Source organism: Chroococcidiopsis sp. TS-821, assembly GCF_002939305.1.
GTDB lineage: Bacteria > Cyanobacteriota > Cyanobacteriia > Cyanobacteriales > Chroococcidiopsidaceae > Chroogloeocystis.
Genome location: NZ_MVDI01000002.1, coordinates 215,053 through 240,215, shown reverse-complemented (window position 1 = coordinate 240,215; position 25,163 = coordinate 215,053). Strand labels below are relative to the sequence as shown.

Sequence of the window (25,163 nt, the reverse complement as noted above, 5' to 3'; positions counted from 1 at the left end):
AATTAAATCGTCTGTTTTAAATCCTCACAAAGTGCCTTATCTATTGGTTGTCGTCTCTCGCTTCTCGTCTTGAGTTCCTCACTAAGGACAGCACTTGCCCGTTAAGATTTAGGCAGGAGGCAATTTTTTTGCCACAGTTGCGCCTTGCTTGAGAGTAAACCAACCATGTCAGAAATACTCAACTCCAGTTCCGTTTTAGAAGTTTTGCGCCCCGTACAAGATCCTGAACTTCGCAAAAGCTTGGTGGAACTGAATATGATTCGCAACGTCAAGATTGACGATGGCAAGGTCAGCTTCACCTTAGTGTTAACAACTCCAGCTTGTCCGTTACGCGAGTTCATCGTAGAAGATTGTCAGAAAGCCGTGAAGCAGTTACCAGGTGTAACCGATGTATCTGTTGACGTGACTGCCGAAACACCACAACAAAAAAGTTTACCTGACCGTGCTGGAATTGTTGGTGTCAAAAATATTTTGGCAGTATCTAGTGGTAAAGGAGGAGTCGGAAAAAGTACTGTGGCGGTGAATGTTGCCGTTGCACTTGCCCAAACAGGAGCAAAAGTTGGGTTACTCGATGCCGATATTTATGGACCAAATGCACCAACGATGCTAGGACTTGGGGATAGCCAAGTGATGGTACGGCAAGGCAAACAAGGTGAAGTGCTAGAACCGGCGTTTAATCACGGCGTGAAATTGGTATCGATGGGATTTTTGATCGACCGCGATCAACCCGTGATTTGGCGCGGACCTATGCTGAATGGTATTATTCGTCAATTTTTGTATCAAGTTGAGTGGGGAGATCTAGATTATCTCATCGTTGATATGCCTCCAGGGACAGGCGATGCCCAGTTAACGCTGACGCAAGCAGTTCCTATGGCGGGTGCAGTCATTGTCACGACACCACAAACTGTAGCGTTACTCGATTCGCGTAAAGGCTTGCGGATGTTCCAACAAATGCAAGTTCCCGTGTTAGGCATTGTCGAAAATATGAGCTATTTTATTCCCCCAGATATGCCGGATAAGCAATACGACATTTTTGGTTCGGGTGGTGGCGAAAAAACGGCTGCGGAACTTGGCGTACCGTTACTCGGATGCGTACCGCTAGAAATATCTTTACGTCAAGGTGGCGATCGCGGCGTCCCAATTGTAGTCGCAGACCCTGATTCTGCCTCTGCCAAAGCCTTGAAAGCGATCGCACTCAATATTGCTGGTAAAGTCTCCGTCGCAGCTTTAACTTAGAGATAAGGGAACTTGAGTCAGAAAGTAACCTGCCTACCGAATCAACTGACTCAATTTCCTGACCCCCGAACCCTAATCTCTGCCCTCTTTCAATGTTGCGAATCTTATCTCCCCTGCGCTGGAAATATCTACTAGCACCCTGGCAACAAATCGATTGGATATTACTGATTGCCGTTGTCGGTTTAACTGTCTTCGGTGGCATAATGATTCGCAGCGCTGAATTAAATCAGGGCTTGACCGATTGGTGGCAGCACTGGCTTGTTGGTGGTATTGGTCTTGTGCTAGCGTTATTCATCGCGCGTTGTCGCTACGAAAACTTGCTTCAGTGGCACTGGGTTATTTATGCACTGACGAATATCTCGCTACTGATTGTCATTTTCATCGGTACGACCGCTAAAGGCGCGCAACGCTGGATCGCCATTGGTGGCTTCAATGTCCAGCCTTCAGAATTCGCTAAAATTGGCGTCATAATCACCTTAGCCGCACTGTTACACTCGCGCACTGCTGCCACAATTCCATCTGTTATTCGAGCGTTAGCTGTGACTGCGGTTCCTTGGTTGTTAGTATTTATTCAACCTGATTTGGGTACATCGCTCGTTTTCGGTGCAATTACACTAGGAATGCTTTATTGGGGAAATGCTAATCCTGGTTGGTTGCTCTTACTTATTTCTCCGATTGTTGCTGTTATTTTATTTAATGTTTATTTACCTGCGTGGTTTGCTTGGGCTGCGGTCATAACTTTTATTGCGTGGCGAACTTTACCTTGGCGGTGGTTAGGGACGCTAGGTGCGATCGCTGTTAATTTTGTTGCTGGTCAATTGGGTCACGTCCTTTGGGGATTGTTGCAAGACTACCAAAAAAATCGCTTGATTTTGTTCCTCAATCCTGAAAAAGACCCGCTTGGCGGCGGCTACCATCTCATTCAATCGCGAATTGCGATCGGCGCAGGTGAATTGTGGGGACAAGGTTTATATCAAGGAACGCAAACGCAACTCAACTTTGTCCCAGAACAACATACCGATTTTATTTTCTCGGCAATCGGCGAAGAACTCGGCTTTGTCGGTAGTTTAGCCGTGTTGTTTGTCTTTTGGTTAATTTGTCTGCGCTTAGTCGTTATTGCACAAACTGCAAAAGACAACTTTGGCTCTCTATTGGCAATTGGTGTGTTATCGATGGTCGTTTTTCAGGCAATTGTGAACATTGCGATGACGATTGGTCTTGCGCCCGTTACCGGAATTCCTTTACCTTGGTTGAGTTACGGACGATCTGCTTTACTCACCAACTTTATTGCGATCGGCATTGTCGAATCTGTCGCCAACTACCGCCAAAAAAGACTTAAGTATTAATTAGCTGATCGTGGCTAGGCACTATCCTATTAAGGCTGGTCATGGGTAATAAGAATTGTCACTGTGTCAAGAATTTTAACCCTACCAAAGCAGCTTTCGCTCCCTGACCGCTGGCTCTTTTCTATTACAGAATTTAAAGTTCTGTAGCCTTTTGCTGAAAGCGACTTCCTCTGTGCGGTAAACTATGCGTTGATTATGAGTTTGTAAGAAAAAACGACTCGTTTGGAGCCTTTATTCAATGTCTCATAGCGTCAAAATTTACGATACCTGCATTGGCTGTACCCAATGCGTTCGTGCCTGCCCAACAGACGTGTTGGAAATGGTTCCCTGGGACGGCTGCAAAGCTGGTCAGATTGCTGCATCTCCGCGAACGGAAGATTGTGTAGGTTGCAAGCGGTGTGAAACTGCATGTCCTACCGACTTCTTAAGCATTCGGGTTTATCTCAGTAATGCTGAAACGACACGGAGTATGGGTCTCGCCTATTGAGAAGTTCCCTTGAATTTCTCTATGGACGAAATCAAATTCCATAGTAAACATCGCAATACAGAGCGTCTTTTACTTGATTTTCATAATTCAATTCAGGTCAAAAATAGGGGAAATTTGATTCCCCTTTTTCTTTCTCAGGGTAGAACCAGTGATAAAAGCCTTATAGTAAGAATGAAAATCTTGTTTATCCAAAATTCAATTCTTGACGATTTAAAAATCGTTATGTACTTTTGAGAAGCAAAGCATTTGTAAAGAAGAGTGGTGTTGTAGAATGTGCGGAATTGTAGGCTATATTGGCACTCAAGCAGCTACAGAAATTTTACTTGCTGGGCTAGAAAAACTAGAGTATCGGGGCTACGATTCCGCAGGAATTGCCACAATCTTTGAAGGTGAGATTCATTGCGTACGCACTAAAGGTAAACTCCACAACCTGCGCGAAAAGTTAGAACAATTCGAGAACCCTGCACAAATTGGAATTGGACACACGCGTTGGGCCACGCATGGTAAGCCAGAAGAGTACAATGCCCATCCGCACATGGATATGGCAAAGCGCGTAGCAGTTGTGCAAAACGGTATCATCGAAAACTACCGCGAGTTACGCGAAGAACTTAAAGAACTAGGACACGAGTTTCGCTCGGAAACAGATACCGAAGTGATACCGCACCTAATTGCGCAATTTCTCAAAGAAGATTTATCCGCGCAAAACCCTCACAATTCACCGCTGCTAGAAGCCGTTAGACAAACGGTAAACAAACTTGAAGGGGCATTTGCGATCGCGGTCATTTCTGCCGATTACCCTGATGAATTAATTATTGCCCGCCAACAAGCACCACTCGCCATTGGCTTTGGACAAGGAGAATTTTTCTGCGCTTCGGATACTCCGGCTTTAGTACCGCATACGCGTGCCGTATTAACACTCGAAAATGGCGAAGTGGCGAAGTTAACACCTTTGGGTGTAGAGGTGTATAATTTTGCGGGCGATCGCCTGAAAAAACAACCTCGTAGACTCAACTGGAATCCAGTCATGGTAGAAAAACAAGGATTCCGACACTTCATGCTTAAGGAAATCTACGAGCAACCAGGAGTCGTCAGAACATTCATCGAAGCTTACCTAAAACACGATTGGCACCCAGACGCAACTGAAACACCGATCAAACTCAATCTACCAGAAGAGCTATACACTAACCTAGAACAAGTGCAAATCGTTGCTTGTGGCACAAGTTGGCACGCAAGTTTAATCGGGAAGTACTTACTCGAACAACTAGCAAAAATTCCCACATCTGTGCAATACTCCTCGGAATTTCGCTACGCACCACCACCATTAACCGCTAATACCCTAATGATTGGCGTTACCCAATCGGGAGAAACGGCTGATACTCTCGCCGCATTGGCAATGGAAAAAGAACGCCGTAAAGATGCACCGCCAGAGTACCAAGTAAGATTGTTAGGAATTACCAACCGCCTTGATAGTTCAATTGCAACAATCGCGCCTCACTTAATTGATACGCACGCCGGAATTGAAATCGGTGTAGCAGCAACGAAGAGTTTCATTTCTCAATTATTAGCGTTTTATTGCTTGGCACTAGATTTAGGATTTCGCCGCAAAACAATAGCGCCACAGCGTTTGCAAGAAATCCTAGAGGGAATACGTCAATTACCCGCGCAAATCGAATTAATCTTAGAAAGCCAAGAACGCTATATTCAAGAGTTGACGCATCAGTTTAACGATACGCAAGACTTTATTTTCATTGGACGCGGTATTAATTTCCCGATCGCTTTAGAAGCAGCGCTGAAGTTAAAAGAAATCAGCTACATTCATGCGGAAGGTTATCCCGCTGGAGAACTGAAACACGGTCCAATCGCATTACTCGATGCGAAAGTGCCTGTAGTGGCGATCGCAATGCCTGGTAGTGTTTATGAGAAGGTGCTATCTAATGCGCAAGAAGCCAAAGCACGAGACTCGCGCCTAGTAGGGGTGACTTCAATGGATGATTCCGAAGCAGCGGAAACGTTTGACGACTTGATTCCGGTACCAGCAGTAGAAGAATTACTGTCACCAATTATTAGCGTAATTCCTTTACAACTCTTGGCATATCATATTGCGGCGCGTCGCGGCTTAGACGTCGATCAACCACGAAATTTAGCAAAATCAGTAACTGTGGAATAGACTTGCAAGAAATGCGATCGCACTCAAGCTGAAACCGAAACCACAGGCGTGCGTAGCGTCATCTCTTAAAATGAGTTCATGAACAGTGACTTAATTCCTTTTCTTGTTGGCGTGAGTTTACTCGTTGCTTACCTCATCTTTTCGGCAAAGACAGAGATGGGAACGAAACTTTTCTGGAAAAAGAAACCGCCAACGCGCTAAATTTGGGAGATTGACGCACGATCGTAGACAATGGATTTAACAACGTCGCGGATGCAGGCGGTACAGTCGCCAGTGATTCCGATTGTGGGGGAACTGATTCGCAGTTTTCCTGGCACAATTTCTTTAGGACAAGGTGTCGTTTACTATCCACCACCACCGGAAGCAACAAATCTCACTCAATTTTTTGCCGATCCAGCAAATCATCAATATAAAGCCATTGAAGGTATTCCGCCTTTAATTGCAGTCATCAAAGATAAACTGCAAAATTTTAATGGTATTGCGCTTGACAAGCGATGCATTATGGTGACGGCTGGTAGCAATATGGGATTTCTGAACGCGCTGCTAGCGATTACGTCAGTTGGCGATGAAGTTATTTTACAGACGCCTTATTATTTCAATCATGAAATGGCGATTCAAATGGCAGGGTGTCATCCAGTTTTTGTAGCGACTGATGAAAATTATCAACTTTGTCCTGAGGCGATCGCCCAAGCCATTACAGAAAAAACCAAAGCGGTAGTGACAATTTCACCAAATAACCCCACAGGTGCAGTTTACTCTGAAGACGCATTACAGGCAGTCAATCAACTGTGTCGCGATCGCGGAATTTATCACATCAGTGATGAAGCTTACGAGTACTTTACCTACGATGGCGTCAAACACGTTTCGCCTGGTGCGTTTTCTCAAAGTCATACACACACAATCTCCTTATACAGTCTTTCTAAAGCGTATGGATTTGCAAGTTGGCGAATTGGTTACATGGTGATTCCAGAACACTTACTCGTTGCGATTAAAAAAGTACAAGATACAAACTTAATTTGTCCGCCAGTTGTTTCGCAGTATGCTGCATTGGGTGCATTACAAACCGGATTTGACTATTGCCAAAGTCATATTCAAGCGATCGCCAACGTCCGCCGAGTTGTTTTACAATCACTAAACGCTTTGCAAGGCTTGTGTACAATTGCACCTGCAAATGGTGCTTTTTACTTTTTCCTCAAGGTGCACGCGCAATTAGATTCCTTTGAATTAACCGAACGCCTCATCCGCGAACATCGAGTTGCAGTACTTCCAGGAACAGCATTTGGTATGGATCGCGGTTGTTACCTGCGCGTCGCTTATGGTGCATTACAAGAAGCAACTGCTAAGGAGGGTGTGGAACGCTTAGTCAAAGGTTTACAGACGATTTTAGCTCATTGAGGAACTGTCAGCGGCGAACCGTTATGTTTTGGACTGAGTTGCAACAGAAAAGGAACAGCTTGACGACTCCATTCTTGTAGAGGGGTGTAGTCTGCTGCTGCTTCACCGTAACAAATTTCCAACATATCTGTATGAATAATTCCTGGATTGAGGGGAATTGCTGCCATACCATCCGGTAATTCTTGCGCCAGCGATCGCGTTAAGCCTTCAATCGCCCATTTAGAAGCGCAATAAGGTGCAACTTCCGGTGAAGTCGAACGTCCCCAACCCGAACTAAAGTTGACAATGATACCTTGCTTTCTTTGAATCATTGCGGGAACGAAGTGGCGAATGACATTAGTGACACCAATAATGTTGACATTGATAACGCGGGCAAATTCCTCCGCAGGTACTTTCCATAGAGGTGCTAATTGATTAATTACGCCTGCATTATTCAGCAACAAATCGGGTGGTGCGTAGTTTGCTAGTACGTGTTTTGCCCAATCGGCTACTTGTCGATCTACAGCAACATCAACGACGGTAAAACTATGCGGCGAACCGAATTGCTGACGTAGTTTTTCGATGGCTGTTTGCGATCGCGCACAACCAATAACAGTATGCCCTGCTTGAATAAACGCCTCGGTCATTGCCAATCCCAGACCGCGACTGACACCTGTAATGACAATCAATTTTTTCATGGTGCAATTTTACAGCTTGTTGACAGAAAATCCAACCTTTGCTTGCCACGTGTATGATCTGAGGAATGCAGCGATGCTACCCTAGCTTGCCACATGACTAGTCGAGATAGTTATGACCTTTTTTGATAAATTGAATACGGCGATCGCGCGAAATAATAGCTTGCTATTTGTCGGACTCGATCCTAATCCTGAAATGATGCCACAGCACAAAACAGGAGATTTGATCGAAGACTTATGGACTTGGCTACAATTTCTGATTGCTGAAACTGCGAATTTAGTTTGTGCGTATAAACCGACACTTGGTTTTTACGAAGCTTTGGGTAGCCGAGGATTAGAACTACTTGAACGCACTTTAGCCGCGATTCCCGACGATATTCCGATTATTTTAGATGCCAAGCATAGCGACTTAAATACCAGTACAACCTTTGCGCGCACTATTTTTCAAGACTGGCAAGTTGATGCAGTCACCATTAATGGTTACGCTGGACAAGACCACGCCGCTTCGTTTTTAGTTCATCCTGATAAAGCTGTATTTGTTTTATGCTGTACTTCTAATCCTGGGGCGATCGCTTTACAACAATATCCGCAAAACGCTTTACCCTTCTACTTGCATTTAGCGCAAGAAGCAAAAACTTGGGGAACTCCCGAACAGCTTGGATTTGAAGTAGGAACCACGAGTTCTGAAATCTTGAGTAAAGTGCGGGCGATCGCGCCTGAAAGATTAATACTTGCGCGTAGTATCTGGGCAGAAGAAGGTAATATTAATAAACTTTTAACTGCGGGTTTGAATGCAAATGGTAGTGGCTTATTAATTCCTGTTCCTCAAGATATTTTAAGTCAAGATAACCCTGCTCAAGCAATTTACTTACTGCGCCAAGAAGTTAATCAAATTCGCTTAGAAAATAGCCAAGAAGACTCGAATTGTTCTATCTGGCTACCAGATGTTTGTTCGCTTGATAAGCATCCATATTTCGATCTTATTTTACAACTTTATGACATCGAATGTATTTTATTTGGTGATTTTGTCCAAGCTTCAGGAGCAACATTTTCTTATTATATAGACTTGCGTAAAATTATTTCTAATCCACAACTATTTCATCAAATTCTTTTGGCATATGCAGACATTTTAAAAGATCTAAACTTCGATCGAATTGCAGGTATTCCTTACGGTTCTCTACCTACTGCTACAGGGTTAGCTTTACATCTCAATCGCCCAATGATTTTTCCGCGCAAAGAAGTTAAAGCGCATGGTACGCGACGGCTAATTGAAGGATTATTTTATCCTGGCGAAACTGTTGTTGTCGTTGATGATATTTTAATTAGTGGCAAAAGTGCGATAGAAGGAGCCACAAAACTTGAATCAGCAGGATTAAATGTAGAAGATATTGTTGTCTTTATCGATCGCGAACAAGGAGTTAAAGAGCGATTACAGCAAAACGGCTATCGCGCGCATTCAGTACTAACTCTTTCAGAAATTACAGATACCTTATATAAAGCTGGTAGAATTAACGACGAGCAATTACGAGCTTTTATAGATTGTTAATATTTTTTATATCTTCTAAATTGACAATTAAAAACTATTTTTTGTGTACTAGCAAACCTTTTATCAAGTAAACTTTAAAGCTTATTTAGTAAAGATTTCAGCTAAAGTTTAAATAAACAATAATTTATTCCTAATCTTAGATTAGTAACTTACTCGTGAGGGTGTCATCTTTTGGTAACAAATAGTTGTCTGTGATTAATAATTGCGCACTTAAGGTATAAATATTAAGTTTTAAAGATCTGATTTTAACCTTACAAAAATCAGTAAAAGGGTAATTCATCAATCTTTATTAAATATTTAGGAGACATTAATGAGTACAGCCTCTACACCCACTGTACCAAAGGCTAGAAGTGGTAGGAATTTTGTTAGCTGGCTGAGCGTTATTGCACTAATTTACTTATTAATTGTTGCAGTTGGAGTTATAGGTGCAGGATTTAAAGCTGCTGTTGGCGACCAAGCAAAAGAATTATTCGCCTTTGCAACCAATCCTTTTTTAGGGCTTATTGTCGGTATCGTGGCTACTGCGTTAATTCAATCTTCTAGTACAACTACCTCAATTGTCGTAGGCTTAGTAGCTGGCGGATTACCTGTACTAACAGCGATTCCTATTATTATGGGGGCAAATATTGGGACGTCAGTAACAAATACTTTAGTAAGTATTGGACACGTAGGCGATAAAGCAGAATTTAGACGTGCTTTTTCAGCTGCGACTGTTCTTGATATGTTTAACTTACTAGCAGTAGCTATGTTTTTGCCCTTAGAAATTTTATTTCATCCTTTAGAACGGCTGAGTTTAGCAACCGCAGGATTATTTTTAAGCGATGCTTCATTAAGCATGAAAGATGCTAACTTTATTGCAGTTTTGACAAAACCAGTAGCAAGTATTATTACCGGCAGCACTGAATTTTTACCTTCTCCGTTTGATGGTATTTTACAAATTCTTATTGGAGTTGTCTTGATTTTTGTGTCTATTTACTATGTAGGCAAATTACTCAAGCGTCTCATCGTAGGACGTGCTAAGGATATCCTACATACTGCTATTGGGCATTGTTGGCAGAGGTACTAGCCGTACTGATTATGTAGGTAGCGAAGATGTCGATTTTTTAGTTGAACAAGTACAAAATGACCCAGAAGCATTAGCCTTTTTTGGATTAGGTCACTACGTGCAAAACTGGGAAACACTGAAAGAGATCGCTGTTGATAGTGGCAAAGATCCAGTTTATCCCACAGTAGATGCAGTGCGTTCAGCAACCTATAAGCCACTGACTCGTCCGCTGTTTCTTTACATCAATACCGACTCTATTGCTAAGAAACCGCAGCTTGTTGCTTTTGTCCAAGACTACTTGAACAACATGAAAAACTGGGTTCCGTTTGTTGGGTATGTTCCTCTATCAGATATTGGCTATCAACTGGCGCTAGCGCGTTTTCAGCAACGAGTTACTGGAAGTTTGTATGATGGGCAAATAACAGTAGGCGTTTCCCCTGAAGCCGTGTTACAACAAGCAACTGTGAATTAGTAGGAGTCAGGGAGCTTTTTGCATTAACGAACTCACCAACTCTCTAACTCGATCCGCTGAATCCAAATTCAAAGCCCTTTGCGCGATCGCTTGCGCTTCAACTGCATTTAACTCAGAAATAGCGTGTTTCACTATTGGTATCGCTTGCGGATTGAGACTAAGTTCATCTAACCCCAATCCCACTAAAATTGGCGTAGCCACAGCATCAGCAGCTAACTCTCCACACAAGCCCACCCAAATCCCAGAAGAATGCGCAGCTTGTACCGTTTGCCAAATTGAGCGTAGTACCGCAGGATGTAAAGCATCCGCCAGCATGGCAACTTGAGAATTTGTGCGGTCTGCTGCCATCATATATTGACTTAAATCATTCGTTCCAATACTCAAAAAATCAACTTCAGTAGCTAACTGGTCGGCGATCGCAACAGCAGACGGAATCTCCACCATAATTCCTACTTGCATTGTCTCATCAAAGGGAATATTTGCTCGTCGCAATTGAGTTTGCACTTCGGCTAAAATTTCCTTGGCAGCTTGCACTTCTTGCACCGTCGCAACCATCGGAAACATAATTTTGAATTGATGTCCGTAGCTAGCCCGTAAAATCGCGCGTAACTGCGTTTTAAAGATATCCTGATTTTCTAGACAAAACCGAATACCGCGTTTGCCAAGAAAAGGATTTGGTTCTGAGTGTAATCCGAGATAATGCAGTGGTTTATCACCGCCGATATCTAAAGTCCGAATGATTAAAGCGCGGCGGTCTAGAACTTCAGCGATCGCTTGATAAACTGCGAATTGTTCCTCTTCGGTAGGTGCAGTTGTGCGATTGAGATACAGAAACTCGGTGCGGAGTAACCCAACACCTTCAGCACCATTTTGGATTGCTATTTTCGCCTCGGCGACACTACCAATATTCGCCGCGATTGTCACGCGCTTGCGATCGCGCGTGATTGCAGGTTGATGTGCGGTAGCTTGCGCGTGTTGTTGCGCTTGTAATTTAGCTTCGCGTTTAGCTTGTAGTGTTGTTATGGTATCTGTATCCGGTTCTAGCCAAACTCTGCCATTTGTACCATCAATTGCCAGAAGTGTCCCATTGGCTAGATGTAAAACTGCGGCTGGAACGCCCACGACGGCGGGTATACCAAGGCTACGCGCGAGAATTGCTGTATGTGAAGTTGCACTACCCCGCGTTGTACAGATTCCTAACACTTTTGTTGTGTCTAACTGCGCGGTGTCTGAAGGCGTTAAATCAGTTGCAACTATAATGCTAGGTTGCGTGAGTTCAATTGTTGGTATTGTGATTCCGCGTAGCGATCGCAAGACTCTTTGTCCCACATCAGTAATATCATTCGCGCGTTCTTGCAAATACGCATCGTCTAAGGTGTCAAAGTTATGTGCTAACTCATCAATCGTACTTTTCCAGGCAAATTCTGCATTTTGGTGATGGCTAAAAATTCGTTGGCGTACGGGTTCGAGTAATGCAGGATCTTGTAGAATCAGTAAATGCGCGCTAAAAATTTCCGCCTCGTCGCCGAGTTGGTTTGCCCTTTGCAATGATTGCAAATCTTGTGTAGCAGTTTGAATTGCTGTTTGTAACCTTTGCCATTCGCTGGCTGTATCCTCAACAATGTATTCTTCAACTTGAACAGTTGTCGGACGATATTGAAAAACAGGCGCGATCGCAACTCCCAAAGACGCAGGAATCCCAACGAGTTCTCCTTCTACCGTCTCACTTGCAGCAATAACTGGCGGTAGGAGATCGCTGTCATCTTCACCAAAGTTATCTGCAACTAATTGTTGCAATGCTGCTATAGCCGCTTCTGCATCGATTCCCGTAACCGCGATCGCAATTTCATGTCCCTGACGCACTCCTAGTGTTGCTACTTGATTGATACTATCAGCCCTCACAAAGTCTGTATTCCTCGTAACGTTTCGTACTTGAATTTGCGCTTGAAATTTGGCTGCTGTTGCCACAAACCTTGCTGCGGGACGTGCGTGCAAACCTAATCGATTAGCAACTGTCAGTTGAATTTGGACTGCGTGCGGGTTATTAGTGGGTGTTTGTTGATTGTTGGTAATAACATCAATTCCCAGTTGCGCGGCTTTAGCAGTTAATGCACCACGCGCTTCTGCAATGACTTGTTCAATCGAATTTCCGGATGCGGCGGAAATGGTTGCAGCGATCGCGCCTTCGACCAGTGGTGCTTCGCACAAATAGATTTTCTTGCGCTGAGTTTCTGACAAGAATTCCAACGCCATCTCTGCACTTAATAAAGCACTTCCCAAATCCATCAAGACAATAACACCATCGTCGCTATAAACAGACTCGATCGCTTGATAAACTTGCATTGCATCGGTACCGAGTGGATTGTTTGGATCGTCAATACCAGCAGCGACAGCTAAAGCAACATCACCGCCAACCATTTGTGCTGCAAGTTCCCGCACTCCTGCTGCTAGCTGTTTACTGTGAGAGACGATGACAATTCCTATCACTACAACACCATAATTTCAGAGGACAGGGGTCAGAAATCAGAGGTTAGGCTTATGCTAAGCCTCTATAATGTTTTAACTATATCGGCTGTTGCTATAAGTATTACAGCCTTAACTTGCGCTTTGATGATGAAGATTTTTTTAGAAACTGAAAGATTGATTTTGCGACAATTTACCGAAGACGATGTAGATAATTTATTTGAACTTAATAGCGATCCGCAAGTCACTCATTTAACACCTGACGCAGATCGACCACCAGATTACGCGACAATTCAGACGCAAACGTTACCACAATACCTTGCTTACTACCAACTATACGATGGTTACGGTTGTTGGGCTGCTGTGGAAAAACCTACTCAAGCGTTCATTGGTTGGTTCTACTTGCGTCCAGCCATACACGCAGCTTACTTTAATCCTGCATTCGCCGATCGCGATGATATTGAGCTAGGATATCGCTTGCGTCAAGCAGCTTGGGGAAAAGGTTATGCTACAGAAGGAGCTAAAGCTTTAATTCATAAGGGCTTTTTTGAGTTAGGAATGCAGCGCGTGTTTACCGTTGCTTTGGCTGTGAATGCACCGTCGATTCGAGTTATGGAAAAAATAGGACTAAAACACGAAAAAAGATTGTTCGATGAATTTGGTAACGATCTGGTTATCCACGCACTCAACAAAGCTGAGTTTGAATCCTTAAGCTTACTCTAAACTTGCTACGCAAACCGCGCGATCGCGATACCATCCAAATGTAGTTAGCATTACATTGAGTAAAAATTATGGAGCCAGATTCACTACCAACGGAGATCATTCTGACGCACCCACGTCAATCTTTGGGTAGCGTTAGATTAGATTGGATACCCCAACCAGGAAACTATCTCGACCTTGAAGGGAAAACTTATGCTGTCCTAGAGCGCCGCCACCGCTATCATTTAAGATCGGGACGCTATCGCTTGCATAAAGTTGCACTATACGTACAATCAGCACCACGTCCGAGTGAAAAAAGTCTTGTGGCTGGGCGTTGGGTAATTGGCGATGCTAGCTGTCGCTACAATGCGCATTCTGAATTAATTCGCTGTGCCGTTAATCCTGAAGGACCGTGCGATCGCTGTCGCTTTTACGAACCTGCCGAAGCGTAACTCCTCAACTTTTCTCCTACCATTAAACGACTACCGTTAGCAAAATCCCATCCTGATTGCGGACGCTTCCCTGCAAGTTGTACCTGTTGTAATAGTAAGAGTCCTTCGCCTGTTTGGATAATTGGTCCTATTCCCTTGGCAATGCTGACGACTTCACCGATCGCCGCCAAAGTTGACAAAGATAAAGTCTGATATAGAGAGCTAAACTCTGGTAGTAATGACATATAAGCAGCGCCAAGGGGAACCGTAGCGATGACTTTTAACGACTCGTCGCGAAAGTGCGTGACGCAGTTGGGAAAAAAGCCGCGCACTTGGTTGTGTAATGCGATCGCAGATTTAGACCAATCTAAAAGGTAATCGTGCTTTTTAATTAACGGTGCATAAGTTGCTTGCGAGTCATCTTGCGGAATTGGTTGAATTTCTTGGCGTTCCCACTTAAATAGTGTTTCTATCAACAAATCTGCGCCTATTTCGGCAAGTCGTTGCGCTAAGTCTTGGGCGTTATCAAGTAGCTGAATCGGCGTATAGGCTTTGAGTAGCATCGCACCCGTATCCATACCCGCATCCATCAGCATTGTTGTAATACCCGTCTCGGTTTCGCCATGATAGAGACACCACTGAATCGGCGCAGCACCTCGGTACTTCGGCAAGAGCGAAGCATGCACGTTAATACAACCTCGACGTGGTATATCCAAAATTTCCTGCGAAAGAATTTGTCCATAGGCAACGACAACAAAAACATCGACGGATAATTTTCGTAATTGTGCTAAAACTTCAGCATCTTTCTTAATCCGTTGCGGTTGCCATACAGGAAGGTTATGCTGCAAAGCTAAAGCTTTCACCGGAGAAGGACTCAACTGATTACCGCGTCCGCGACGTTTATCTGGCTGCGTAACAACCGCCGCGACTTCAATTGCGGGATGTTGTAATAATTTTTTTAACGTGGGGACGGCAAAATCAGGAGTACCAAAAAATACGACTTTCATTCGAGACGACAAGCTAGGCGAATATCGGCTATCCTATCGCAGAGTTTAGCCAAGGCACAGGTACAAGTCTTGTGACACTTTTATTTGTGAACTTCGATCCAGCCAACTCAAGCGGTAGAAAAATTTAATGGAAATAGGTCTTCTCAGTTGCCTATTTCTCTTGTTATACCTGAAATAGCATACTGCCACATCGCCTGTCTCGCTACTGCCCTACCTAAAACTGTACAAATGCTACGAAACTTCTTCTCTGGATGGTTTTGCTCGCAGCCACGCCTTAAGCTGCTGTTAATGGCTATGCTACTGACGCCAGCGATCGCAGCAACGTCAATTCAGGCGGCGTCAGCCCAGTCGTTTGAAGCGATCTCGCCAGAAGAGCAAGCTAGCGATCAGCCATCAGTATCTCTCGATCCGTTAAACAGCCCTTATCCTGTTCCTTGGAATTGGGTAATGAAAACTTACGAAGATGTGAGTTCGCAACAAGGTTCGGGAGTTCGTTATTACCGCAGTCATTCCCTACTTTCTCCTGATGGCGAGTATGCTGCTTACAGCCGCATTCAAATGCAAGTGCAGCCAGAACTTTATCGCAGTCAGGTCAGTAGTGTCATGTTTTTAGAACACTTGCGCACCGGGAAGTTACAAGAAGTTAAAGCGTCATCGCCATTAGCAATGCATTTGTTGCTGCGTGGGAAATCAGCCGCTCCAGGAATTATTTCAATTTTGTCTCCTATTGGTTGGTCGCAGTCAAGCGATCGCTTACTCGCGCGTCAATTTGAAGGTTTCTTTAATACGTCTGATGTATCGGACTATGCTGTGATTTGGCATCGGTACAAAAATCGCACAACAACACTAGCGCCAGCACAAACGTATCACAACCATGCCATGTCCATTTTACTTGGCTGGAGTCAAACTGACCCCGATCGAGTTGTCTTTCGAGTTGGTGAATTAGGCGATGAGCATTGGCAGATGTGGACAGTAGCAGAAAACGGTCAAACAACGCCTGCAGCAAGTATCGAGCAACCCATCGTTTTCGGACTACGGCAGATGAAACTTTGGGCAGGCGAACAAATTGCCTTTCGATAGTATGGCAAGCGCTGCACAAGATTTGTGAGTTCTCTAGGTCGAGTGTTGATTTCAGCAAATTCTTATAATATACCTTCGGTTCGCAGCCTGAACAAAACTCAAAACCAACTACTAGCCACTCATCACCAGTTACTCACCCCTCGCTGTTTACTAAATTACTTAAACTTAAAAACGCGATTGACCGAGATAACGTCCTGCAAGCTGTATAGCATCAGCAATATCTACCTCACCATCGCCGTTGGCATCTAAGAAAGCGTCTAATACAGTATTTCGGTTACTCGTTTGAGTACTAGTACTTGGCGCATTTTGTACGCGGCTACCGCTTTGCAATAGATTTAGCACGATCGGCACTAAAATAGGTAGCATTTGCACAATCATATTGGGATTCAACCCTGTGCGCTGGGCAGCAAATTGTGCGAGTTGTTGAATTTGATTTTGAGAAAACAGTCCAGAAACCGCTTGTGGATTTGGTGATGCGCCGCTGTATTGATTGACAAACGCTTGTGTTTGGTCGTAACCATCTCTAGAACGCTTTTGCTGTAGTCCTGAGCGAACGTAGTTACCTACAATCGACATTAACGATTGCATTGTCGATGGATTTGTGTGATAGCTACTGCTTAATTGCTGTACTGTATTCAGAATGTTAGCTAGCTGTCCAGAATTTGCTTGCTGCGAAGGATTATTGATTGCCCCAAGAATTTGGTCAAAAAGTCCCATATGTCAATACTTTCATCATGTATGACTTCAATTTTCCCTAGTCAACAAGCTGACGACCTCTAGCTAACAGCAGAAAATTTGATGAAATCTGCAACGGGGAATTTGTTTTAATTGCTTCTCAACGCAAATATCTCCCCCAGAATTAGGGGAGAGTGAAAGGGGGCAAGAAGCCTTAAACTTGAATTAGTGAACTTGTGCAGATACTACGACTCTGCTTGCATTACAGATTTCGATCGAAGTCGAATGAGGCGGTCAATACAGGCTTGACCGTAGCTAATTGCTTCATCAAGCGTTTGGAAACAGAATGGTTCGCTGTAGTGATTGCCTTCTGGATCGGTGTAGTCTACAACAATACCGTTGAGTTCTTGCTTTGCAAGTAAGATCCACTGTTTGTAATAGTTCATCATCCTTTACCTCTGTTTACGTGTAGCGACGGACGAGGTGGGTCGAGAGGTCAGCAGTTAACCCAAATATTGATTCAGGGATACCTGCGAGGAGACCCTTAGGACAATTGCTTATATAAAATATAAAGCTAATGCCACAGGTACTCCTTCCATTGCCTACGAAGTTAGCTGACGGGCTAAGATTGGAAGGTATCTTTCTCAGATCCTGAGATTCGCCCCAAATTTTGGTTCCTCCGTTCTTCAACGCAAGCCGTAGAAGATTAGGCTACCCACTAAATTAACTGACAAGTAGTAGCACGCGGTTACTTTATATCCAGACTAATAACTCATCAGTTATGCGTAATATAGCGGAATCGCTTCTGTTGCGCAATCCTAATAGAGTGAGACACAAAATTGAGTCAAGCTATAGTCTCAACTGTATCTGGCTTTCAGAACAATATTAAATTTTCCTAAAGCTTCAAGACAGCTTGTCGCGATCGCCCTATTCCCCCTGATGCATTCAAGACAACAGCAAGCAGATTAAGATCAAAAGCATCTCCTGCGTTGTAGTAACTCAAAGACAATGCCTTTTCCACGCATCGTAATGCTGCTGATTGCCCTGATTGTTGTCGTCGGGCTGTTGCTGTGGCTGTTCGCTAGCTTGTCACAGTTGTTATGGCAGTTGTCTTACACTTCGCCGCTACTAGCGGATGTGTTGTTATTTCTCATCATTGCTTTAGTTGTCTTGCTGATTGGTGTCGTTATCTACTACATCGCGATTGTCCAACGCGGCGAACGGCGATCGCGACGACGGGCACAACGACAAGTTCAGATTCCGGAAGAACGCATTGATGTGGCAGAGGAGAATCTGCGGGCAATTCAGCAACAATTAACCCAAATTCAAGACGAAGTGGCGCGTCAAGCGTTACTCGCGCGATCGCAAGAAATTGAAGCGAGTTTATCGCGTGGTGCGTTGCGAGTAGTTGTCTTTGGGACAGGTTCAGCGGGTAAAACTTCGCTCGTGAATGCTATCTTTGGGCGGATTGTCGGACAAGTTGCCGCACCAATGGGAACAACACAGGAAGGACAAACTTATAGCCTGCGGCTGAAAGGCATGGAACGCCGAATTTTGATTACGGATACGCCAGGAATTTTAGAAGCAGGAGTCGCTGGAACTGAACGCGAAAGACTCGCACGACAATTAGCTACCGAAGCTGACTTGTTGTTGTTTGTTGTAGATAACGATTTGCGGCGTTCCGAATACGAACCGTTACAAACTTTAGCCGAAATTGGCAAGCGATCGCTGCTAGTTTTGAATAAAACTGACCTATACACCGACGTAGACCGCGAGACGATCCTCGCCCAACTGCGCGAACGAGTTAAAAATTTTATTGCACCAACGGATATTGTGGCGATCGCGGCGAATCCGCAACCTGTGACGTTAGAAAATGGCGAAATCTTTCAGCCTGAACCAGATATTATGCCGTTACTGCGCCGCATGGCTGCGGTCTTACGTACTGAAGGTGAAGATTTAATTGCAGATAACATTTTACTGCAATCGCAACGACTCGGCGAAGAAGCACGGCAGATTATTGATGCCCAGCGGCGTCGTCAAGCGGATAAAGTTGTCGAACGTTTTCAATGGATTAGTGCAGGTGTTGTAACAGTCACGCCGTTACCAGGAGTTGATTTACTCGCCACCGCTGCGGTGAATGCACAAATGGTTGTTGAAATCGGGCGAATCTACGGCAGCGATTTGAATTTAGAACGCGGTAAAGAGTTGGCACTTTCTTTAGCAAAAACGCTAGCTAGTTTGGGAATTGTCAAAGGGGCGATTCAACTTTTATCAACAGCATTGCAGTTTCACGTTGCGACGTTTGTGGTTGGTCGTGCAATTCAAGGAGTGACGGCTGCGTATTTAACGCGAATTGCTGGTAAAAGTTTTATTGAGTATTTTCGTCACGATCAAGATTGGGGTGACGGTGGAATTACGGAGGTAGTGCAGCGTCAATTTGAACTGAATCGTCGCGATGAGTTTATCAAAGCTTTTGTGCAAGAAGCGATCGCCCGCGTGATTAAACCGCTTAAGGTTGATTCGTAACTTGGTAATCGGTAATTGGCGTGTCTAGCCACTAATCACTCGTCATACCAAGGACTTCGGATAAACTTTTTAGCATCAAATATACAGATGTTGCTCCAGGATCTTGATGGTCGATGCTGCGATCGCCTAAGTAGCTGGCGCGACCTTTCTTTGCCAGCATGGGGATAGTTGCTTGCATTCCTTGTTCGGCGGCGGCGGTTGCTTGTTGAATTGCTTCTGAGGTTGTTTTACCTTGACCGATAGCTTGGGTAAAAGCCGTAACCGCAGGCGATAGCGCGTCAATCATTGTTTTATCACCAAGTTGCGCTTTGCCGCGTTGTAAGACGCCATCTAAGCCTGCTTGCAGTAAACTTGCCAAATCTTTGTTCGATAATTCTTGTTTTCCAGCAACAGCGGTACTCGCGCGTAAAAAAAAAGTGCCATACAATGGTCCACTCGCACCACCAACACTAGAAATAAGTGTCATACTAACTGTTTTCAAAACACTGCTGATATCTTGCTCTGCAAGCTTGGGTAATTGATTGACAACTTTTTGGAACCCGCGATCCATATTGATACCATGGTCGGCATCACCGATCGCCGCATCGAGTTGCGTCAAGTATTCTTTATTTTGCGCGATCGCATCTGCGAATTGCTCTAACCATTGTAAGATCTGCTCTTTTGTCACCATCATCAACTTCCCCAGCGCCAGCTTGCTGTTTTTACAGGTGCATCCCAAAGGCGAATCATTTCATCGTCTAACCTTAGTAGCGTAATCGAACACCCTTGCATATCGAGCGATGTGATGTAAGAACCGATTAAGTTGCGGACAATTTGCCATCCTTGCTGCGCGCACAAATCGGCAAGTTGGCGATACACAATGTAAAGTTCAGCCAGTGGCGTACCACCCATACCGTTAACAAAAGCTAAGAGGCGATCGCCCTTTTCCCATTCAGGATCGGTTAATTGCACGTCAACAAATCCGCCTTTGCTTTCATCCCACTCGCGGACTGTGCGAGTATAAGCAACATCTTCAAAAATAGACATTGCCAGCATTTCAGTAATCTCATCCGCCGACATAATCGTCATTCTTTCGCGCCCTGGTTCGCCGTGAATCCCGATTCCCATTTCGATTTCGTCAGCACCTAATTCAAACGTCGGCTTCATAATTGCGGGTACAGTACACGAAGTTAAGGCGACTCCCATACTTCGCCCATTAAGATTAACTCGACGACACAAATCGGCAACATCGGCTAAATCATATCCTTGTTCTGCTGCCGCACCACAAATTTTTTCGGCTAGTACCGTTGTTCCTACACCCCGCCGTCCTTGCGTGTACAAACTGTCTTTAACCGCGACATCATCATCGATTAAAATACTCAAAACTCGCAGATCTTCAGCACGGGCTAACTCGGTTGCCATCTCGAAGTTCATGACATCGCCGCTATAGTTTTTGACAATATAAAGAATTCCTGCACCACCATCGACTTGTTTTGCCGCTGCTAGCATTTGATCGGGCGTTGGCGAAGTAAAAACTTCTCCAGGACAAGCCGCATCCAGCATTCCTCTACCAACAAATCCTGCATGCATAGGTTCGTGTCCGCTACCACCACCGGAAATCAGTGCAACTTTTCCTTGTACGGGTGCATCTGCACGATAGACAAATGTAGGTTCAAATTGTACCTTTAGTAGATCGGGATGCGCCTTTGCCATACCTGCTAAACTCTCACGGACAAAATTTTCCGGTTGATTGATGAGTTTTTTCATTAGGGTGACTCCTGGCAATGTCGCTTTGAGGCTGGTAATCAGTAATTGGTAATGGGTATTTGCGTGTCAAAGAAGAGGACAAATCAAAAATCTATTAGGGTAGTTGTTCTTTTAGTTGGCTAAGACTATCGGGATTGAGCGTAATTTTGACTTCTAGTTGTTGGTGATTGTCGCGTAATGTAAGGATGTGGTTTTCACCAACGCGACGATACAGCCAGTACGGATTTTTAACTTCAATTGTTTCATAATTTACCTCGCGTAAAGCTACGCGGATGACGAGTTGCTTTTGCGACTGCGGGAAAATATATAACTGCTGCAAGCGAGGATCGAGTATCAACTGATGCGGTGTCGTGTTGCGTGTTTGCGGTGAATCAGGTTTTTGCCAGTAAAGCGTGATACCGCGAACTTCAGGATTTTTGATTTCAAAAACTTCATCAAAGCGTTGTGGTTCCCAATCAAGTTGATCGACATCGCCATGGGAAATCATCCTCTGTGCTAGCATCACTTGTTTATTTGCCAAGCTTGACCACCATTGCTGAATTACCGCAAAATTGTCGAGATTATCTGGTTGAGAGTTACCTTGCTGCCAAAGTATTTTACCTTCCATATTTCTTATCTCAGTTGCGATCGCTTCTCTTTAGCAGAATAATTGATGCACGATCAGCTAAGGGCTAAAAGCTAATCGCTTGCTAAAGATGGACTTACCAATTATTTACCACCCTGACTACGTAGCACCTCTACCCGCAGGTCATCGCTTTCCGATGCCTAAGTTTAGCCGACTTTATGAATTACTCATAGCCGATGGCGTAGCACATCCGGCACAATTTCATACTCCCGTGCAACCACCACCCGAATGGATTACATTGGTTCATACGCCAGAGTACTTTCAAGCCTACTGTACAGGGACGCTCGACCCTAAAGCGCAACGCCGCATTGGCTTACCTTGGAGTTCGGCGTTAGTCAAGCGCACGTGTATTGCTATTGGGGGAACAATTTTGACGGCAAAATTAGCCCTCACTTACGGTTTAGCGTGCAATACTGCGGGGGGAACGCATCATGCTTTTCCCAGTTATGGTTCGGGTTTTTGTATTTTTAACGATTTGGCGATCGCCGCCCGCGTTTTACAACAGTTAAAACTCGTCGAAAAAGTGTTGATAGTAGACTTGGACGTACATCAAGGCGATGGCACAGCATATATTTTTCAAAATGACGCGAGTGTTTTTACGTTTTCGATGCACTGCGAGGTAAATTTTCCAGGAACTAAACAAAAAAGTGACTTGGATGTTCCTTTACCTGTAGGGATGGAGGATGATGCTTATTTGCAAACGTTAGCGAATTACTTACCCGATTTACTTTCTGAAGTTAAACCAGATCTGGTGTTATACGACGCAGGTGTTGACCCGCACGCAGGCGATCGCTTAGGTAAATTAGCCTTGACTGACACTGGCATTTATCGCCGCGAAATGCAAGTTTTAAGTACCTGTGTTAGTCGCGGTTATCCCGTAGCTTGTGTCATTGGTGGTGGCTATGCAGATGATTTTCAAAGTTTAGTTTATCGCCATTCTTTACTACACCGCGCCGCTAGCGAAGTCTACCGTCATTATCGCTAAGCACAGTTACGAATTTTTAACTCACTCCTCACCGCTCGAAACTTGTAAGATGCTAGCCTCTTGACGGATGCGTCGCGAGCGTTACAGATTTAGACTGTAAATTGTAAAAATCTATCCCATTTGAGGAAATACCGTGCTGCTATCCAAAGGTTTTGAAGTCGAGATGTACACTGGTACACCCCAGGGTGATATTGTCGGTCTTTCAGACAAGATTGTAGCCGGTATAGATGGCTTTGTCCGCGAGCCAGATAGCCGCAATGTCGAATACACAACCCCTCCACTAACGAAGTATGAAGATCTGCTCTGCGCCTTACTACGCCCTCGCTTGCGGTTACGCGAATATTTACAAAAATTGGGAAATTATACTTTAATCCCAGGGAGTACGCTGGCTTTGGGTGGAAGCGATCGCTTCTTTCGTTCCGATCCAAATAACCCCTATCACGAATACATTGAAAAAACTTACGGTACGAAAGTCGTTACCGCTAGCGTTCATATCAATATAGGTATTCCTGAGCCAGAAACATTAATGCGTGCGTGTCGTTTAGTGCGCGTAGAAGCTCCATTGTATCTTGCATTAAGTGCCGCATCTCCCTTTCTTGATGGCAAAGCCACAGGCTATCATTCAACGCGCTGGGGACTATTTCCGCAAACTCCTGCATATGTACCTTTATTTGAAAGTCACGCACATCACATTCGCTGGGTAGAAGAACAGTTAGCAGCAGGGACAATGCAAAATGTGCGACACTTGTGGGTATCAGTACGACCGAATGGCGATCGCCGCCCGTACGACCTAAATCGCTTAGAATTACGAATCTGCGACCTTGTAAGCGATCCTATTAATCTACTCGCGATCGCAGCTTTGCTCGAAGCACGTCTATTACAGCTCATTGCCGATCCGGGACTCGATCCACTCGAAGCAAGCACCATACCTGCAACAAATCGTTCAGAAGAACTGATGGCGATTACCACTGCAAATGAAGCGGCGGCGGCGCAACATAGTCTAGATGCACGTTTGACGCATTGGCAAGATGGTAGAAAAATTTTAGCACGCGATTGGATTGCAGAAATTTATCAAGATGTTTGGGCGATCGCAAAACACAGTGGTTTCAACTGTTTTCTTTCCCCCGTTCGCAAAATTCTCCGCGAAGGTAACGAAGCACAGCAGTGGTTACAGCTTTGTAGTTATGGATTTAGTATCCAACAAGTTCTAACGCAAGCAAGCCTCGCGATGCGCGAACGCGAACTAGAACTCGAAGCAGAATTGTGTTCGCCTGTAGCAGCTTGAGTTAAAGTGCGAAGAAGATTCAAAATATTTAATCAATGTGGTTGAATAGACTAACATAAAAAAAAACTATAAGTTGACTTTAGGTGCATTCTGGCTGGAACAGGCAATTTATGATTGTTCGCAGTCCAATTTAAGATCGCATGCCTCAGATTGTCTTAGTTCATCCTCAAATTCCGCCAAATACTGGAAATATTGCTCGTACCTGTGCTGCAACTGAAACTGAGTTACACTTGGTTGGTCCATTGGGATTCGAGATTAGCGATCGCTATCTCAAACGCGCTGGATTAGATTATTGGCCTTATGTCAACTTGCACTATCATGAATCAATTGATACTTTTCAGTCTCACTACAAACAACGGGGCGGACGCACAATTGGTTTTAGTGTAAGGGGCAACAATAACTACGCAGCTTTCCAATTTCAAGCTGACGATTGGTTAATATTCGGCAGTGAAACGACAGGTTTACCGCCTAAAATGCTAGCAGAATGTACTGCTACGGTTTATATTCCCATGCCCCATCCTAAGGTGCGGAGCTTAAATCTTTCTGTCAGCGTTGCAATTGGTTTATTTGAAGCTCGACGCCAATTAGGTTATCTTGTATAAGTTGTTGTCATTTTTACATACAACCAAACATTCAAGAAACGCGTCAATCTGCAATAAAGTTTAAGATTTAGCCTGCGCTTACTGAGCAGTCAAAGTGATTTTGAGCGCAGTTTTTTTGTATTTTCTTGGGATAATCAGCATAAATTTATACAAGAATTACTGTAAAAAATCTGGGATTTGGCTTTCCCCAAAATGTACTTCGAACAAAAAAAGCGATAAGAAATATTTATATTAAAAAAGATTTTTTAGGAGAAGAAAGCGATAGATTTTACTCATTCTAAATTGGCTAAATCTGTCACGTCTTCGGGGATCAAATCTGATTAAACCTAGTACAATCGACAAGCTAAGCTATTTGGCTAAATTTGACGAACTTCAACGCGAGCTAGAGGAGGGGAAAGTTAACCTGCACGAGGACAGCAACGTAGTAGCAAAGAAAAACCAGTCGCTGACTAAAGTAAATTGCCGAAAACTTAGAAAAACGGTTAAGTACATAACAACTGCGATCGCTTGCATGAAGGACAATGACAGCCGCGATTTTAATACCATTTGCAGGTAGTAAAAATCAACACCAATTTCTGCGAGTACGCACTCGGCAACGCGAGTCAGCACAGTGCTAGGAGTTGATGTAAACTTGTCTAAATTAAAATTGCCTAGTAATCTTGCTTAAGTAT

The 25,163-nt window shown here is 44.2% G+C and carries 24 protein-coding genes, 1 pseudogene and 1 riboswitch; of the genes and pseudogenes, 16 read left to right on the top strand and 9 right to left on the bottom strand.

Going from position 1 to position 25,163, the window contains the following annotated elements; translation table 11 throughout:
• The first annotated feature begins 165 nt into the window (after positions 1 to 165).
• The 6 genes from B1A85_RS08675 to B1A85_RS08650 all read left to right on the top strand — a co-directional run bounded on the left by B1A85_RS08675 (position 166) and on the right by B1A85_RS08650 (position 6,631).
• Positions 166 to 1,236 (top strand): Mrp/NBP35 family ATP-binding protein, encoded by a 1,071-nt coding sequence (locus B1A85_RS08675; protein ID WP_104546510.1) that lies wholly within the window; start codon positions 166 to 168, stop codon positions 1,234 to 1,236.
• 92 nt (positions 1,237 to 1,328) lie between these two features.
• Positions 1,329 to 2,582: a rod shape-determining protein RodA gene (gene rodA / locus B1A85_RS08670; protein WP_104546509.1), complete on the top strand. Its 1,254-nt coding sequence runs from the start codon at positions 1,329 to 1,331 to the stop codon at positions 2,580 to 2,582.
• Between the two features lie 238 nt (positions 2,583 to 2,820).
• The gene (gene psaC, locus B1A85_RS08665; protein ID WP_015189585.1) at positions 2,821 to 3,069 is read left to right on the top strand and encodes a photosystem I iron-sulfur center protein PsaC; all 249 of its coding nucleotides are present in this window, start codon (positions 2,821 to 2,823) and stop codon (positions 3,067 to 3,069) included.
• A gap of 271 nt (positions 3,070 to 3,340) precedes the next feature.
• A complete protein-coding gene (gene glmS, locus B1A85_RS08655; protein WP_104546507.1) occupies positions 3,341 to 5,236 on the top strand; it encodes a glutamine--fructose-6-phosphate transaminase (isomerizing) in 1,896 nt (631 codons plus the stop codon).
• Positions 5,237 to 5,314: 78 nt separating this feature from the next.
• Positions 5,315 to 5,437 carry a hypothetical protein gene (locus B1A85_RS25540; protein WP_255348352.1) on the top strand — a complete coding sequence of 41 codons (123 nt, stop codon included), beginning with the start codon at positions 5,315 to 5,317 and terminating at the stop codon, positions 5,435 to 5,437.
• A gap of 30 nt (positions 5,438 to 5,467) precedes the next feature.
• Positions 5,468 to 6,631, top strand: a complete 1,164-nt coding sequence (locus B1A85_RS08650; protein WP_104546506.1) for a pyridoxal phosphate-dependent aminotransferase — start codon at positions 5,468 to 5,470, stop codon at positions 6,629 to 6,631.
• Here the strand turns inward: B1A85_RS08650 and B1A85_RS08645 are convergent.
• Entirely contained in the window at positions 6,625 to 7,308 is a 684-nt protein-coding gene (locus B1A85_RS08645; protein WP_104546505.1) for an SDR family oxidoreductase, read from the bottom strand. The genes B1A85_RS08650 and B1A85_RS08645 overlap by 7 nt on opposite strands.
• A gap of 112 nt (positions 7,309 to 7,420) precedes the next feature.
• Between B1A85_RS08645 and B1A85_RS08640 the strand changes: the two genes are divergently transcribed.
• From B1A85_RS08640 to B1A85_RS08630, 3 genes and pseudogenes are all read left to right on the top strand, one after another.
• Positions 7,421 to 8,851: a bifunctional orotidine-5'-phosphate decarboxylase/orotate phosphoribosyltransferase gene (locus B1A85_RS08640; protein WP_104546504.1), complete on the top strand. Its 1,431-nt coding sequence runs from the start codon at positions 7,421 to 7,423 to the stop codon at positions 8,849 to 8,851.
• Positions 8,852 to 9,161: 310 nt separating this feature from the next.
• Positions 9,162 to 9,896 (top strand): annotated as a pseudogene (locus tag B1A85_RS08635) (Na/Pi symporter); the annotation flags it as partial.
• Entirely contained in the window at positions 9,892 to 10,368 is a 477-nt protein-coding gene (locus B1A85_RS08630) for a hypothetical protein (protein ID WP_104546502.1), read from the top strand. The pseudogene B1A85_RS08635 and the gene B1A85_RS08630, both read left to right, overlap by 5 nt.
• Before the next feature lie 6 nt (positions 10,369 to 10,374).
• On the opposite strand, the gene ptsP is transcribed toward B1A85_RS08630, so the two are convergent.
• Positions 10,375 to 12,855, bottom strand: a complete 2,481-nt coding sequence (ptsP, locus tag B1A85_RS08625; RefSeq protein WP_104546501.1) for a phosphoenolpyruvate--protein phosphotransferase — start codon at positions 12,853 to 12,855, stop codon at positions 10,375 to 10,377.
• Between the two features lie 51 nt (positions 12,856 to 12,906).
• Between ptsP and B1A85_RS08620 the strand changes: the two genes are divergently transcribed.
• A complete protein-coding gene (locus B1A85_RS08620; protein WP_246841375.1) occupies positions 12,907 to 13,554 on the top strand; it encodes a GNAT family N-acetyltransferase in 648 nt (215 codons plus the stop codon).
• Between the two features lie 68 nt (positions 13,555 to 13,622).
• Positions 13,623 to 13,982, top strand: coding sequence for a DUF6464 family protein (locus B1A85_RS08615; protein WP_104546500.1), 360 nt, complete (start codon positions 13,623 to 13,625; stop codon positions 13,980 to 13,982).
• Here B1A85_RS08615 and fmt read toward each other — a convergent pair.
• Positions 13,961 to 14,968: a methionyl-tRNA formyltransferase gene (gene fmt, locus B1A85_RS08610; RefSeq protein ID WP_104546499.1), complete on the bottom strand. Its 1,008-nt coding sequence runs from the start codon at positions 14,966 to 14,968 to the stop codon at positions 13,961 to 13,963. The genes B1A85_RS08615 and fmt overlap by 22 nt on opposite strands.
• 294 nt (positions 14,969 to 15,262) lie before the next feature.
• On the opposite strand from fmt, the gene B1A85_RS08605 reads away from it, so the two are divergent.
• Positions 15,263 to 16,048 carry a hypothetical protein gene (locus tag B1A85_RS08605; RefSeq protein ID WP_104546832.1) on the top strand — a complete coding sequence of 262 codons (786 nt, stop codon included), beginning with the start codon at positions 15,263 to 15,265 and terminating at the stop codon, positions 16,046 to 16,048.
• 165 nt (positions 16,049 to 16,213) lie between these two features.
• On the opposite strand, the gene B1A85_RS08600 is transcribed toward B1A85_RS08605, so the two are convergent.
• Complete coding sequence (locus B1A85_RS08600) at positions 16,214 to 16,765, bottom strand: DUF937 domain-containing protein (RefSeq protein WP_104546498.1); 552 nt, start codon at positions 16,763 to 16,765, stop codon at positions 16,214 to 16,216.
• A gap of 203 nt (positions 16,766 to 16,968) precedes the next feature.
• The gene (locus B1A85_RS08595; RefSeq protein WP_210404316.1) at positions 16,969 to 17,172 is read right to left on the bottom strand and encodes a hypothetical protein; all 204 of its coding nucleotides are present in this window, start codon (positions 17,170 to 17,172) and stop codon (positions 16,969 to 16,971) included.
• 135 nt (positions 17,173 to 17,307) lie between these two features.
• Positions 17,308 to 17,446: riboswitch (cyclic di-AMP (ydaO/yuaA leader) on the bottom strand.
• Positions 17,447 to 17,731: 285 nt separating this feature from the next.
• Here B1A85_RS08595 and B1A85_RS08590 point away from each other — a divergent pair.
• On the top strand, positions 17,732 to 19,249 hold the full coding sequence (locus B1A85_RS08590; protein ID WP_104546496.1) for a YcjF family protein: 1,518 nt from the start codon (positions 17,732 to 17,734) through the stop codon (positions 19,247 to 19,249).
• 31 nt (positions 19,250 to 19,280) lie between these two features.
• Here B1A85_RS08590 and dhaL read toward each other — a convergent pair whose 3' ends face one another.
• The 3 genes from dhaL to B1A85_RS08575 all read right to left on the bottom strand — a co-directional run bounded on the left by dhaL (position 19,281) and on the right by B1A85_RS08575 (position 21,602).
• Positions 19,281 to 19,919: a dihydroxyacetone kinase subunit DhaL gene (dhaL, locus tag B1A85_RS08585; RefSeq protein WP_104546495.1), complete on the bottom strand. Its 639-nt coding sequence runs from the start codon at positions 19,917 to 19,919 to the stop codon at positions 19,281 to 19,283.
• 2 nt (positions 19,920 to 19,921) lie between these two features.
• Positions 19,922 to 20,995, bottom strand: a complete 1,074-nt coding sequence (gene dhaK / locus B1A85_RS08580) for a dihydroxyacetone kinase subunit DhaK (protein WP_104546494.1) — start codon at positions 20,993 to 20,995, stop codon at positions 19,922 to 19,924.
• A gap of 94 nt (positions 20,996 to 21,089) precedes the next feature.
• Positions 21,090 to 21,602 carry a hypothetical protein gene (locus B1A85_RS08575; RefSeq protein ID WP_104546493.1) on the bottom strand — a complete coding sequence of 171 codons (513 nt, stop codon included), beginning with the start codon at positions 21,600 to 21,602 and terminating at the stop codon, positions 21,090 to 21,092.
• A gap of 88 nt (positions 21,603 to 21,690) precedes the next feature.
• On the opposite strand from B1A85_RS08575, the gene B1A85_RS08570 reads away from it, so the two are divergent.
• From B1A85_RS08570 to B1A85_RS08560, 3 genes are all read left to right on the top strand, one after another.
• On the top strand, positions 21,691 to 22,605 hold the full coding sequence (locus B1A85_RS08570; protein WP_104546492.1) for a histone deacetylase: 915 nt from the start codon (positions 21,691 to 21,693) through the stop codon (positions 22,603 to 22,605).
• Between the two features lie 133 nt (positions 22,606 to 22,738).
• Positions 22,739 to 23,890 carry a glutamate--cysteine ligase gene (gene gshA, locus B1A85_RS08565; protein ID WP_104546491.1) on the top strand — a complete coding sequence of 384 codons (1,152 nt, stop codon included), beginning with the start codon at positions 22,739 to 22,741 and terminating at the stop codon, positions 23,888 to 23,890.
• Between the two features lie 140 nt (positions 23,891 to 24,030).
• Complete coding sequence (locus B1A85_RS08560; RefSeq protein WP_104546490.1) at positions 24,031 to 24,492, top strand: tRNA (cytidine(34)-2'-O)-methyltransferase; 462 nt, start codon at positions 24,031 to 24,033, stop codon at positions 24,490 to 24,492.
• Between the two features lie 372 nt (positions 24,493 to 24,864).
• On the opposite strand, the gene B1A85_RS23570 is transcribed toward B1A85_RS08560, so the two are convergent.
• Entirely contained in the window at positions 24,865 to 25,101 is a 237-nt protein-coding gene (locus B1A85_RS23570) for a hypothetical protein (RefSeq protein WP_146087157.1), read from the bottom strand.
• Between the last annotated feature and the right edge of the window lie 62 nt (positions 25,102 to 25,163).